Origin of the sequence: Sphingomonas yabuuchiae (assembly GCF_014199595.1) — a bacterium.
Classification (GTDB): Bacteria; Pseudomonadota; Alphaproteobacteria; order Sphingomonadales; family Sphingomonadaceae; genus Sphingomonas; species Sphingomonas yabuuchiae.
The window spans coordinates 488,476-501,859 of sequence record NZ_JACHNX010000001.1 but is presented as its reverse complement, the minus strand read 5'-3'; the positions used below and the strand labels follow the sequence as shown (position 1 = coordinate 501,859).

The window sequence follows — 13,384 nt, the reverse complement described above, 5'->3', positions numbered from 1 at the left end:
GCGTCCCCTCGATGCCGGACGTCACGCCCGGTTCTCATACTTGTAGAAATGCCCCTCCACCCACAGCAGAAGCGTCTTGTAGCGGCGCTTTTCCGAAGCGCCGGTGCGGTCGGTCACCATTACGAAGAAACGGCAACCGTGGGCCTCGCCCCAGTCGAAGAGCGGCTTGGTCATTGCCTGGAATCCAGGCCCCTGCAGAACCCGTCCATAGGCCATGTTCGAAAGGGGGAGACGCACCTGCTCTGCGCGCCGGTTCGGAAGCGCCCGGTCCCGCGTCACGATTCCGCCGGACGTCAGGGTCACGTCGAAGATGTATTCAGGTGACCCCGTGCGCGTCGCCCAGCAGGCCGGCTTCTCCGAGCCCTTGCCGAGCGCCTCGAGGCGTCTGGCGGCATAGGCCATGCTCCCCTTCAGGCGCTCGTTCTCCAATCTGGTCGAGAGCACGCGGTCTGCGACCGCCCGTTCGCCGGAGGGCAGATCCGCCAGGGTCCCCTTGAGCGCATCCCGCTCGGCCGCGATGTCCGCGATGCGACGGCGCAGATCCTCTCCGCGCCGCTCCATGTCGCGATCCGGATCGGTCCGATCCGCCACGGAGATCCCACTCCGCGAAGCAGTCTCTTCGGATTCGCTCGCGGCCTGCTCCGCCTTCGATACTGCGGCGGAGGCCTGCCCCAACCGACGCTCGGCTTCCACGACCGCGTCCTGCCGCACGGCGGTATCCACCAGCTCGCGCGCCAGCGACCGCGCAGCCGCGGGATCGGCCGCCTTCTCCCTCAGCATCCGCTCGACTCGAGACGCAGCACGCTCCTCCGGCACCGCGCGCTTCAGGCCGGCGATCTCGCGGTTTTTCGCCAGCAGCGCTGCCCCGAATGCCAGAAGCAGGACGAAGATGACGAGGATGCCGAGCTCCGCCAGCGTGAGGCCGAGCACCAGACCCTTGCGGTATGTCGCATTGTCCCTTTCGACGGAGCGGTCGGTTCCGAACGCCATCAAGCGGGCGGCCGTTCGTGGAGGGTGTGCACCGGCGGAACGTATGGCTGAACGAGGGAAGCCTCATCGTTCGAAGGCTCCGCTGGCGGCGGTGCGGCATTCGCCGCTTCAACCCGCTCCATCGCCGCTGTCGCGCGGTCGATCACCGACCGGACCTGCTCCTCCACGTCGCCAAGCGCCTCGCTGATCCGCACCGGCTGAGCCTCCATGGCTTCCGCCGCGATCTCCGCGCGCTCTATGGCCGCAACGGCGCGTTCGAGACCCGCCGCCTGCGCCTGCAGCGCGGCCGAAGCCTCCGCCGCGACCCGACCGGCGTCGACCGTCTCCCTGCCCATGGCGACCACTGTCTCGAGGCCCCGGTCCAGCTGCTCCCTCGCGCCCGCAAGGCGTGCCTCCAGCCCCTCGGCCGCCGAAGACAGCGCCGCGAACCTCTGCTCCACGCCGTCGATGGGGCCGACGCCCTCCTCCATGCGCTTGGCCAACCGGTCGACCGCCGCGGAAAGGCGCCGTCCGACGGTGTTGAACTCGGTGTTGCGCTCCATCGAGACGCGCAGACCGTCGTCCCAGCGGGACTGAGACGCATCGAGCGCACCGCGAAGCGCATCGCTCGCCTCCGACAGCCTGGCCGCTGCGCCGCCCAGCTGGGATTCCAGTCCCTTCGAGGCTCCGGCAAGCCCTTCCGCGCTCTGCGACACCGCGTCGCGCAGTCTGCCGCCGGCCTCGTCGAGCGTCGCGCCCAGCTTCTCACGCATCTCCTCGATGGCGTCGGCCACCGATTGTCGGCTCGCCCGCGCGGCCATGCCGAACTCCGCACTCGCGTTCATCATCTCCACCTTCAGTCGCCGCGAGGCCTCCGCGAGCTGCAGCCGCGCCTCCTTCTCCGTCTCGAAAGGGTCGCTGCGCATCTGGCTGAATACGACGCGTAGCGTCACGCCGACCAGCGTCGTGGCCAGCGCGACGCCGAAGTTCGCGACGATCTCCTCCGCCGTCCCCCCTGCTGAGAACTGGGCGAGGGATACCGAGAGGCTGACTAGGGTGAAGATGAAACCCAAGTAATAGAGGTTGTCGCCTATCTGGTCGGCCCGCGCACGGTAGTATCGACGGACGATCAGGGAGGCATATGCGGCCATCACTAGGCAGGGCGCTATGGTCACAAACATCTGCCTCACGCCGAACGTCTTCAGCAGCATGATCGACGCCGCGCCAGCCAGAGCCGCCGCGAGAAAGGCTCCCGCCTGCACCGTCGCGGTGCCCTCCTCCACCTTCATCCGCATCAGTTCCTCCCCGGCAGCGGCGTTGACCGCCGCACCCTCGCACCTGAGGTGCCGAACCACCCCTCCCAGAAGTCCGCGAATGCCGGCGACACCTGGAGCGCGTCCTGAGCCTCGCGCCTGATGACCAGCAGTTCGACGTTCACCCCCTCCAGCTGCGCCGGTATCGCCTCACCGGCCCGTTCTGCCGCCCGGTCGTCCAGCGGCCCACCATACATCGAGTAGGCCCGCGAATTCTGAATCAGGTCCGACGCGACCAGCAGTCGGCGAGGCAGCCTCGACGTCGCCGGCGGGAACGCCGCCACCGTCACAGCCTGCACCCCCTCCAGGATCGGCGACGCATCCGACTTCGGCACGTCGAGCACGCCGTCGAGCGCTTTCGCCAGCGGGCGCTCGAACTGCTCGTCATGACGCTTTTGGACGAGTTCGGGTGAAGAGGTGAGCTGATCGACGTCGGCCTTCGTGCCCGGATTACATTTGGCGAACAGCGGCTGGAGCAGGGCGCTCTCGTCCGACCCGGCCGCGAATATCTTGAGCATGCCGAATCGCGGCAGGTCGTCCGCCGCGGCGAGGACCCGCGATCTGATCGCGGCCTGCGTCACCTTCGACGCCGGATCGGTCACATCCACGACAACGGCCGTCACGGCCGTCGGGCCACCCGAGGGACACAGCGTATCGGTATCCAGGGCCGGATTGGACCGGCCAGCGTAAAGGTAGAGACCGCCGATGCCGAGCAGGACGAGAACGCCGACGACGAAGAGTGCGACGCCCCGCCTGAACTGGCCGGTCTCGCGCTCTCTGCGCCGATTGCGTGCCGGCGGTCGGCGATCACGGGACATTCGAGGCCTCCAGGTCGTCAAGCGAACGGAGGCGCGTCATGGCCCGCTCGTGCGCCTCGTTGAGCCTATCGGACTGCGCGTCCAGCTCGGCCTTTGCTTCCGAAGTGATGCGCGAAACCTCCTCGTCGGAATATCGGATCTCGCCATAGGACGGCGACGCGCCGCGCGGCATCTCCCACCTGCGGTTGAAGTGCGCCGGCACCGGCGTCGACCGGGCTCTCCGGTTCGCCTCGCGGTATATACCGAGAAGATCGTTTCCGAGCCGCTCGAGGAAACCAAGATGGGCGTCGTAGCCGCGCGTCGTCCGGGCGATCGCCTCGTGGATCGATCGGCTCTCCGACCGTCGGCGTGTCAGATCGTCATGCTCGGAATTCATGCTGTCGTGGGCATCCTCGTAGGCTGCGCGGATCGCGTCGAGGAGGTCCTGCCGGTCGTCGAGATAGTCCTGACGCCGCTCGTCGAACGCCCGCGAAGGGCGGTCATAGCCGAAGTAGGGGTCTCCCATACGACGCCCATCGACGAGGGCGATGATCGAGAAGGCGCCACCCAGCGCGAACATCGTCAGCGACGCCGCATCGAGTCCGGAGAAGGCACCGTCCCGGATGGTTCGCATCGCGACGGCCCCTGGATGTTCCGGATCGACCGAGAACGCCGAGCGGTAGTGAGCGACCATGAGATTGAGGAACGTCGCCGCCGCGACATAGGATGCCAGTACCGCCCAGCCGACGATCCGCAGTGCGACGAACCGATGCCAGACGAGCGTCGTGCCGACCCGGCCGCCCCCCCAACCAATACCGATGTTAAGTGCGGCAAAGATGGCCGCCTGGAACCAGCCCCCGACAAGCCCGAGCGGACTGCCTTCGGCGAAGAACACGCCGTTCAGAAGCATCTCGACGATCAGCACGACGAACAGGACGCCATACAGGAACCACCGCTGACCCGACGTGCGTGGATAGTCGGCCGGTCGATCAATTCCGTGCTTCTGGCGGAACGTCGTCAGATGACGCTCCGCTTCGAGCATGTCCCGACGCAGCGGGTTGAGCCGATCCACGCCTTTCGCCGCCTCGCCCTCGATCGCCGCCACGCCGATGTCAGCCGCAGAACGGATCTGGCTCACCTTGGTGTCGAACTCGAGATCGAAGATGCGGTCGCGGTAGGTGTTCATCATATCGCGGAACTGGTTGTCCGCGTTGGCGCGCTCCCTCTCGATCCTATCGACGATCCGCGTCTCCACGAGGTCGAACTCCGTGCGTTCGTTCGAGGGCTCCTCGTCCGCACCGCGGGAAAGTCCGTCGCGCTCGAGGTGGAGGTCGGTCGCCAACCGGTCGAGACGCGGCTGGACGAACGTCTCCGTGGACACGTCGTATGCATGGCTGGACTCGCCGGTCCGGCCCAGAAACGCTCCGATTCTGTCGAGCACCTGATCCCCCCGCGGCCAATTCCCCCATCGCGGACCGCAAGTCTTTGATAGCAGAGGACGGACCGGCGGCAAGGTTGCAAAGTGTCCCCACTGGTCAGATCGACACACCCGATCCGGACGAGTGCGGAATATCGGCCGCCAGCGGCCAGATCGCGGTCAGTCCAGACATAGGTGGCCGAGAATCGCGTGCAGTGAAGCGCGCAGATGGCGCCGCATGCCTTCCTCCGCAACCCGCGGCGTGTCTCGCGCCTGTCCGCGAGGCCCAGCACCGCGCTCGTCACCTGCTCGGAGTGCCGCATAAGGACGACCAGCCCCGCGCCGTTCGGGCCGTTGTCCGACTGCAGCTGTTTCCTGACCGTGCGCGAGTTGACGCCCGTGAGCATCGCCATCCGCTTGACCTGGATCGGCCCGTCTCCAAACTCGCGGCGCGTCCTCCTGCGAAAGGGTGGCCCTGATTTCGCTCACGGGATCGATCGGAAAAGTGTTTCCCGGGTTCGACCGAAACTTTCGGTCACCGACCGCGACGGCTTACAACCTCACAATTTTCAGTCGCGATCATAGCGGTAAAGCCAAGCCGATCCGCCAAGTCCGTGATCGGAGCGACGGCGCCGACAAACTGATCCTCGTTCCTGGCAAACTGATCCGCTCTATCGTTTGGATAAGAAGCCACGTCTGCACATCTCGTCGAAGCCTGACAACGAGATGGGAAGACATGCCAATGCCGAAGAAGAGCCGCAACGAGATCACCATCACCGACGCTCCCCGGTCCATGACCCGGACGATGGCGGGAGGCGGCGACCTCGTTCAGGTCGATGCCGTCTTCCACGTGCCGGCGGTGCATCCCGTCGGATCGGGACCGTGGAGCGAGGAGGCGGACAAGATCAGCTGGACCGACATGCCCACCGGCTACGGCTGCATCATGCGCCGTTCGCCGCTCGGCAAGTATCTCGCCGGATACGTGTCGGTCCCGCCCGGTCATCCGATGTTCGGTCGCGGCACCGGTTCCCTCAATGATCTCCTCATCGGCGTGCACGGCGGAATCGACTATGCCGCTGCCTGCCGAGCCTCCGAACCGGAAGACGTTTCGATCTGCCATCCGTCCGGCCGGGAGAAGCGCGAACGCGTCGTATCGCGATCGCACAGGCAGACGGTTTACGAGAACGAGGCTGCAAAGGGCCAGGGCCACGCCGACGCGTGGTGGTTCGGCTTCTCCTGCAATCAGATCGGCGACGTTCTCCCGGACGCGAGCTACTGCCGCCAGAAGAAACAGGAGCGGCTCATCGGAGGCGTGGAACCGATCTACAGGACCGAAGCCTACGTCTACCGCGAATGCGTCCGCCTCGCCGCCCAGCTGAAGGCCATCGAGGAAGGACGCGATCCGCGCGATGCCGATCCCGGCCCGTCGGCGTCCAGCCACGATCCCTACCGGACGAGGGGGTGAGGATCATGGACATCGATCCCGAACTGCCCTGGGGCAACTGGCATCGCATCGAAGGCAGGTCGAGCGGCTCAGTCTACGTCGACGACGCGACGGGCGAGACGTGGCCATCGCTGCGTTCCGCGCTGTGGTGCGGTCGCCTCGGCATGTCCACCCAAAACGGTGAGCCGCCGGCCGAAGTGCTCGAACTCGTCCACGCCGTGCTCGCCGCCACCGTGCGAAGGGAGCCCGGATACCGTCAGCAGCTCGCCGATCTATTCGAAGGCAATAGGCTGTTCCAGCGCATGTTCCACCTCTGGCTTGCATCGACGGGTCTAGCGGTTCTGGCGCGGAATGGTGAAGGCGTAGGTGAACTCACGCCTGAAGGCTGGTCGGTGCTGCTCATGCTGGCTGCGACCCGGCCCTACGATGTCCGCCGCAACCGGCCGTCCGCTGCGACGATCGCGATGCTCCGCGAACTCGGCCTCGGCCCCGAGGATCGGGAAGTGCGGCTCGAACGGCTGGAGCGGGAGGCCCGTCGCTGGGATGCCGCCTTCCTCCGTTGCGACGAGGCGGGCAGACCGACCATCGTGCTCGCCAAACGTAGCGATGGTCCGGTGCCGGTCCTGCAGACGGTATGGACGCTTGGGTTCTCGACCAGGAACCAGCGTGACGGCTTCTACGACTGGCTCTGTCGGCACCTCGACCGCTGGCAGGCCTGGGGTGATCTCGCAAGCCAATACGACTCGACCAAGCTGACGCACAAGCTCCTCGCGGTGATGACGGAATGGATCGCAGAGCGTGACCATCAGGCACCGTTCGTCACCTGGCCCCGGCGCAACGAGACGAGCTGATCCGGGAAAGAGGCGATGACTGCATCGCCCGACATGCAGACCACCGGCTCGGCGAGGGCATAAAGCGATCTTCACGCCCACTGCGAGCCGGTCGGTCCGACATACCTCATACAGGGGCGCAAGGCCGCGGTCGCCCGGATGTGGGCACCTCTCTCGCTGCCGAGATCCACCCAACCGCGACGAGTCACACCGACCTGGGAGCCGGACATGAGCAAATGGCTGCTGCACATCGACGAGACGACCCGCGAACGAGTGATGCGCGTCATCGAGGAAGCACGGCGGACCATCCCCGATGATTGCCGCATCGTAGGGCGGATCCAGTGCGGGTTCGAGGCCATCGCCATCCGAGCGGTCGGCTCCCGCGGTGAACTGGAACAGGTGCACGTCTCGGTCGATGGCGAATGGTGCATGATAACGGCAAGGGCGATCGAGGGATCGCTTCCCGATACGTTGATGCTGACCGGCCCTCTCCTCCCCCGATCTCCGTCAGTGGTCAGCGGCGTCGACGACGTCCTGTCCAGCCTCGAGCACTGGCGTGACCGCCTGTCCGATCCGGAGACCATCGGCTCGACCGATCACGCGGCCGACATACGGCGTGATCTCTCGTATCTGGTCAGAGCCGTGGCTCAGCAGTTCGACAACCGCTGGTCGCAGGCGATCGTACGGTCGCGCGGTACCGGCCGTCATCGCATTCAACTCCGGCTCGCTGGCGACGCGAGCGGATCGACGGAAATGACTTTCGTATCGGGAACACGCCGATCCGGCGTCGGTGGTATGAGCAGGCAACTGGTCGAAGCGATCGACGGCATCGTCGGTGACCACACGCACGTGTCGGCATGGAGTGGAGCATGCCCGGCCGACAGGCTTCCCGTGACCATAGGTTCGACGCCCTGCGTCGATGTCGGTGACCCACGAGAGCACATGGCAACGATGCGGGGACATGCCGCTCTTCCCGATGGCGCCTTCCTGATCCGATCAGGCATCCAATCCTTTCGGGAGGACTGATGGATCAGGAGTCGGGGCTTCGCCGTGAGTAGAAGCGGGAATGTCTCGTGAAGTTCGGAGGACTAAGTCCCGGAGAACTGAAATGCTGACACTCATAATCGGAGCCGCCGTATTGACGGCTCCGACATCGCAAGAATCAGAAGGTCATCGAGCGCTACGGGCTCGGTCGGTTGTAGAGGCGGATGGTAACCACCGCAGCGAACCATCAGGAGCCGAGGGGCGCGGCTCCCGGCCCTGCGCCAGGCGCAGCTCCACCGGGAGCAGCGGCCTGCCTACGCGCGTCGTCACGCGCGTCTCGGGAGGTGGTGTAGCTCAGGAAGATGCCGAGCACCCCCAATGTGCCGAAGAGCAGCGTAGCCAGGTAACCGAGCAACGACAGGTCGAAGGAAGCGCGACTGAGCGCGATGCCGGCATCATTGCCAAACTGACGGCACGAGGTGGTGCTGCCCGGCCCGCTCTCGGAGGCGCGGCTTTCCTGCTGGTGAGCTTGGGTTGGCTGCTGCTGCTGATTGGTCGCACTCGCAGCTGGCGCATCGGCGGTCTGGCGTTGCTCACTGCGGGCGTCTCTCTGCTTGTCTATCTCTTGCAGGCATAGCGCAAGTCGTCTGTCCTGCCTTAATCCGACGTATGCGAACCCAACGACGCCGCCGACAAGCACGACGATGCACAACGCGATGAATACATTTCCGAAAGCTCGTTTAACCGTCACTGGATCAACCTCCTTGGCTGATATCGGACGTAGAACAGGGTTCGCTTACAAAATATTACTGCTCGCCACTTGCAGTATGCGTCGAAAATTGGCTTTCATAGATCGGATGATAGACCGTTGTCGTAACGGGGTCGCGGTACAGCCGCAGACTTACGCCATAGACTCAAGCGTCGGATGCCGCGCCGGTGTCACTAGCGAGTGCGGTTCGCCAGGATGGGTGGTTGGGCTGCTCCAGTGTTGAAGCGCACCTGCGCGGCATGCAGCGACACCGCTTCTCCTGTTTCGACAAGCAGCATAAGAGTGATGCATCATAATTCTATGAGCGATCTTCTGCCAGTGACAGGAACAGCGACGTGTCGATGCCGGAAGGACGCCCATTATCCTGTCGAACAACGAACATTCAGCAGTCGAGCGAGAAACTGATGGTACTCTTCGTCCACTTCAGGAGCCGCAGATCAGCGAACCCAGCATACTGGTGACGCGCCCTCGCTGATCGACGACCAACGTCGCGTCGGTGGTCACCGTTTCGTACCCCATCGCCCGCACGACGGCGGCGTCCAGTATCCGTACTTTCAGTCCTGGCGCCCGCCATGCGTCATATGTGAAGGGGAACAGCTCTCGCGCGCCCGCTGCTGGTTCGAGGACGACGACGCGTCCGGCAACTCGCGTCATGCCCGTCCGACCGTTGGCGGCGAACAGGACCGGCCCGTTCCTCCGGGCCGACCAGTAGCAGCCGGTCCCGTCCATGCCCGCCGCGCGCCAGTCGCGCATGGTGGTGGCTTGAAGCGGCCCGTTCCGCTTCAAGGTCGCAGCGGACGACGTCGCGGTTGTGGCGAAGCATGCCATCGTCATGAGCAGGGTCTTAAAACGCATCTTCCCCTCCATTCAGAACGCCGCGCGAGCCTTCTTCGGCACCAGCCGGTCGGCCGCGGCCATGACGGCGGCATTGTCCGCCTCCTCGGCGCGGGTGCCCCTAGTGGCGTTGATCGTGACGGCGTCCGAGGTGTCGATGATGACGGTCGGCCCCTCGCTGAAGACGATGCTTTCGCCGCAGCGGTAGCCCGCGTCGCACCACGATCCCCGCAGCTCCGTGCCCACCATGGGACGTCCAAATTTGGCCGCCAGCTGCCTGCGCAACGCCGGCAGATCCACCGTCCTGCCGTCGATGCGGAGCGAGAAGTCGTCGACGATGGAGCCCGACTGCACCTGAGCGAAGTGGATCGTCAGGCCCTCGCCATTCGGCCCACGGCAATCGATCTGCATCGTGCCGGTGGTGTAGGGAACGGGACCGCGTGCACGGGTCCGGTCCTTGACTTCGGCGGCGACGCGAGCGGCGAAGTCGGCTTCGTTGCCGAACGGCTTGCAGGCGTAGCTCGCGGACGCGAGCGCGGTCCGGACCTGCTGGATCGGCATGCCCAGCCGGACGCCCGCGACGTCCATCCTCAACGGACTCATACCGGTGGCTGCCGGCTCGATGGGTGCGACGGTCGTCAGCGGCATGGCGGCGGCGAGCAGGACGGCGATGATGGGGATCATGGCGTGCTTCTTTCGGAAGATGGTGGATGAAGGTCGGAAGGATTTGCGTTTCAGAGCATCGACGGGGTGACAGGGCCGACGATGGCGGCGGCATCGGCGACGTGGCGAACATCCGAGGCGCGACCGGTGCCGAAAGATGATGGGGCATCCACGGTCGGCATTGCCTGCGGGGCCGTCACAGCGCGTCCCAGCCGTCGTTCGTTCGTACGAGCGTGACGGTCCGTTCCTCGGGCCGAGTGATCTTGGAGTGCACGTTCTCGGGCAGGCCCGGCAGCGGCTCGACACCCCGATAGGTGAAGGTGACCTGCGACACCGTGCGGCCAGAGGCGTCGGCGGGATCGGTCCAGCGGACCACGTCGACGATCTCGCCCCTGGCGGCACAGACCCCCGGAAACGCGCGCATGCCGCTCGACGTCTTCGCCTCGACCGGTCGGTAGTACGCCTTGCCCCGGTCCGTCGGCGTGTAGCTGATCAGCGCCTGCCGGGTCAGCGGCAGAGTGAAGTCGGCACGTTTCGCCAGTGCGTTCAGTTCGGTGCGCGTCAGCAGACCGTCGCGTGCGGCCTCCTCGATCAACGTTCGGCTCCGGGCGTCGTCCGGGTCAGCCCCCTCGACGGGAGCGACCGGCACGATGATCGGAAAGGGCTGCGTCAGGTCGTCGTTCAGGCTCATGCGTTGGATCGGGATCGTGCGGCAGAAGATGTCGCTCGCCACCGGTTCCAGCGCCTTGCGGAAGTCCGCATCGTTCGGCGTCTTCGTATCCGAGCAGGCGGACAGCACGAGCACGGCCGCCACCGTGCCGACGAGCGGTGGGAGAATGTGTTTCATCGGTGACATGCGTGGTTCTCCTTTTCGATCGGGTACGGTCAGCGGATGGTCAGGGTCGCGAAGCCGGCGGTGTCGACGGCACCGGCGACATGTCCGGCATCGAAGGCATGGGCGACGCCGAACCTGACCGAGGAGTTCGGCGACAGCGCACGGGACCAGCCGAACTCGAGGTCCAATTCGCGCGCGTCAGGGGTAAGATCGACGGCCCCGGTCCTGGTCGTCAGCGTGCCGGAGACGAGATCGTACGACACCGGCATCAGCATCATGACGCGGGCGCGTTCGACGCGGAGCGGCGAGGACAGGCCGAACGTCGCCGTACCCCCGAACAGGCCGTGTGCGCCCTCGACCGCGAAGGCGGTGCCGATGACCGGACCGGTGAAGCGCATCGTGTCGGATCCGCCGTCGACCCTGGTGGTGGCTGCGGTGACGCGTGCGGAGACGGGGATGCCGACGACCATGCGTCGCACCGTAAGCGAGGCCATGGTGGTCCTCGCCCCACGCTGTCCAACACCGACGTCTTGGCTCATGCCCAACACGCGACCGCGCTCAGCAAGCTCGGACAGTTCGAAGCCGAAACCGGACGGCATGGCGAAGGAGGCGGAGCGCAACGATGCCCGTCCGTCGCGCGACGAACCGGCCGAGAAGCCGGCGGACCAGCCGTCGCCGGACCATGCCGAGGACATGCCGACCGGGGTCGCGACGACCGCGCGCAGCGGAGATCCGGCAACGCCGCCGCTTCCGCCGACGACGACGTTCGCGCCCAGCGTCACCGACTGGCCAAGGGCGGGCGAGAACGCGACCATCGACGGCCGGTTCGGGCGGGCCTGCCGCCAATAGTCGGGAACGGTGGAGGTGAAGCCGAGACGGGCGTCGGTGATCGTGGAGGCGGACGTCAGCCACGGCGGGTCGACCGGCGCGAGCATGCCGCCGGCAAGCAGCCCAGTGCCGCGCGTGCGGACCCCGGTTGCCGCCGTCATCCGGTAGTCGCGGCCGTAGCGGTCGAACACTGTCATTCCGCCGACGCTGCGGCCGATCACGGACGCGCCGCCGAACAGTGCCGACATGGTCAGCGAGGAGAAATTCGCCAGCGCCGTCTGCGCAGCTACGAAGGAAGCGGCGGGCGCCTGCGCCTGCATCGCCTGCCCGACGTCGAGCAGTCCCACTCCATAGAGTTGGTCGACGCCGGGGGTTCCGAGATCGGTGGCCGTGTCGAGCAGGATGCGACTGATCGTCTTGCCGCCGAGCTGCGGCCAGTACTGCTTGAGCAGGGCCGCCGCGCCGGCGATCGCCGGTGCGGCGAAGCTGTTGCCGGTGACGGTCGTGATGGAGCCGTCCTTCCCCACGACGTCGATGCTCGATGCGACGACCGCGAGGGTGCGATCCGCCAGCGCGCCGGGGGTGCCGTTGCCGCTCGGAGCGTGTAGGTTCCGGTCGACGCGGATCCCGAACAGGAACCAGTCCTTGTTGGCCAGATCGGTACCGACCAGGTTCTCGGCGATCTGCCCCGCGAAGCTGTCGAGGCCGACGTCGTTCGAGACGGAGTTAACGAGCAGACGGTCGCTGGTGCGCACCAGATCCATCGCCTTACGCTGATCAGCGGCGATCTGGCCGCCCGCGAAGCCGTTCAGGCTCAAGCTGATGACGAACGCGCCCTTCTCGACCGCGTAGGTGATTGCGGGAGCGATCAGCGCCGAGTTCGGACCGCCGCCCTCGGGAACGGGGCCGGACGTCGGACTGACGTTCGACATGTCCGGACCTGCGATCTTGAGCGCGAGCAGCGTCGCCTCCGGCGCTACGCCCTGCACGCCCTTGGCGTCACGGGCCGCCAAGGCGACCGATGCGGTCCCGCTGCCGTGACCGTTGTTGTCCTTCAAGTCGTAGCGGACGATTTCGGCGTCGCAGGTGGCGCAGCGGGCGATCTTCTGGTCGAACGAGGTGCTGTCCGCCGAGATGCGGCCCTTGAATTCGGCCTCGTCGACGTTGATGCCGGTGTCGATGACGGCGATCGTCACTCCCTTGCCGGTGATCCCGCGATCATAGGCATAGGCGGCCTTCATGCCGACCACGGCACCCGATGCCCTGTACTCCGCCGTATCCGCTGCCGAGGTCGGCGTGGGTGTCGGCACAGGAGTGGGTGTCGCCGATGGGGTGGGAGCCGGCGCCGCTCCGCCCGCCGAGTTGACGCCGCCACCGCCACCGCACGCGGCAAGCAGAATGGTCGCGGACACGACGGCCGAATTCCTGATGATGGCGAGCCGCCTGCTGCGGCATCCGATGAGTTCACCCACGCGCGAGTCCCCGTTCGCGTCGGTGCCGATCGGCTCCTCCAGCCGGCGGCACCGCCCTGTTGCCGAGGCGCGGTGCCGGCCCGTGAGCCGGAAGTTGAGAACCCGTGACAAGACGAGCGCGGACGTCTTTAAGCCGAAGCCCTGGACATACACGTCCGCCTCCCGGCCGAAACTGGTTCGGGCCGGGCATACGGCTACTTGTCATCAGGGTTCTCACGCCCCGGTCCGC

The 13,384-nt window shown here is 66.2% G+C and carries 12 protein-coding genes; 3 read left to right on the top strand and 9 right to left on the bottom strand.

Annotated elements, in window-relative coordinates; genetic code table 11:
• Window positions 1–21: 21 nt before the first annotated feature.
• Genes GGQ89_RS02455 through GGQ89_RS02440 form a run of 4 tightly spaced genes read right to left on the bottom strand, consistent with a single transcriptional unit; the run spans window position 22 to window position 4,520 of the window.
• Window positions 22–990, bottom strand: a complete 969-nt coding sequence (locus GGQ89_RS02455) for a hypothetical protein (RefSeq protein WP_156360969.1) — start codon at window positions 988–990, stop codon at window positions 22–24.
• A complete protein-coding gene (locus GGQ89_RS02450) occupies window positions 990–2,264 on the bottom strand; it encodes a hypothetical protein (RefSeq protein ID WP_184103777.1) in 1,275 nt (424 codons plus the stop codon). Before GGQ89_RS02450 ends, GGQ89_RS02455 begins: the two co-directional genes overlap by 1 nt.
• The gene (locus GGQ89_RS02445) at window positions 2,264–3,100 is read right to left on the bottom strand and encodes a hypothetical protein (RefSeq protein WP_056430388.1); all 837 of its coding nucleotides are present in this window, start codon (window positions 3,098–3,100) and stop codon (window positions 2,264–2,266) included. Before GGQ89_RS02445 ends, GGQ89_RS02450 begins: the two co-directional genes overlap by 1 nt.
• Window positions 3,090–4,520, bottom strand: coding sequence for a hypothetical protein (locus GGQ89_RS02440; protein WP_056430392.1), 1,431 nt, complete (start codon window positions 4,518–4,520; stop codon window positions 3,090–3,092). The genes GGQ89_RS02445 and GGQ89_RS02440 overlap by 11 nt, the downstream gene beginning before the upstream one ends.
• Before the next feature lie 718 nt (window positions 4,521–5,238).
• On the opposite strand from GGQ89_RS02440, the gene GGQ89_RS02435 reads away from it, so the two are divergent.
• The 3 genes from GGQ89_RS02435 (at window position 5,239) to GGQ89_RS02425 (ending at window position 7,796) form a co-directional block, all read left to right on the top strand.
• Window positions 5,239–5,961, top strand: coding sequence for a hypothetical protein (locus GGQ89_RS02435; RefSeq protein ID WP_184103775.1), 723 nt, complete (start codon window positions 5,239–5,241; stop codon window positions 5,959–5,961).
• A gap of 5 nt (window positions 5,962–5,966) precedes the next feature.
• Window positions 5,967–6,791: a hypothetical protein gene (locus GGQ89_RS02430; protein WP_184103773.1), complete on the top strand. Its 825-nt coding sequence runs from the start codon at window positions 5,967–5,969 to the stop codon at window positions 6,789–6,791.
• A gap of 207 nt (window positions 6,792–6,998) precedes the next feature.
• The gene (locus GGQ89_RS02425; protein WP_184103771.1) at window positions 6,999–7,796 is read left to right on the top strand and encodes a hypothetical protein; all 798 of its coding nucleotides are present in this window, start codon (window positions 6,999–7,001) and stop codon (window positions 7,794–7,796) included.
• 205 nt (window positions 7,797–8,001) lie between these two features.
• On the opposite strand, the gene GGQ89_RS02420 is transcribed toward GGQ89_RS02425, so the two are convergent.
• The 5 genes from GGQ89_RS02420 to GGQ89_RS02400 all read right to left on the bottom strand — a co-directional run bounded on the left by GGQ89_RS02420 (window position 8,002) and on the right by GGQ89_RS02400 (window position 13,308).
• Window positions 8,002–8,505: a hypothetical protein gene (locus GGQ89_RS02420; protein ID WP_184103769.1), complete on the bottom strand. Its 504-nt coding sequence runs from the start codon at window positions 8,503–8,505 to the stop codon at window positions 8,002–8,004.
• A 441-nt stretch (window positions 8,506–8,946) separates the two neighbouring features.
• Window positions 8,947–9,378, bottom strand: a complete 432-nt coding sequence (locus GGQ89_RS02415; protein WP_184103767.1) for a hypothetical protein — start codon at window positions 9,376–9,378, stop codon at window positions 8,947–8,949.
• Between the two features lie 12 nt (window positions 9,379–9,390).
• Complete coding sequence (locus GGQ89_RS02410) at window positions 9,391–10,041, bottom strand: hypothetical protein (protein WP_184103766.1); 651 nt, start codon at window positions 10,039–10,041, stop codon at window positions 9,391–9,393.
• Between the two features lie 175 nt (window positions 10,042–10,216).
• Complete coding sequence (locus GGQ89_RS02405) at window positions 10,217–10,876, bottom strand: hypothetical protein (protein ID WP_184103764.1); 660 nt, start codon at window positions 10,874–10,876, stop codon at window positions 10,217–10,219.
• A 29-nt stretch (window positions 10,877–10,905) separates the two neighbouring features.
• On the bottom strand, window positions 10,906–13,308 hold the full coding sequence (locus tag GGQ89_RS02400) for a S8 family serine peptidase (RefSeq protein WP_338112391.1): 2,403 nt from the start codon (window positions 13,306–13,308) through the stop codon (window positions 10,906–10,908).
• Window positions 13,309–13,384 lie beyond the last annotated feature (76 nt).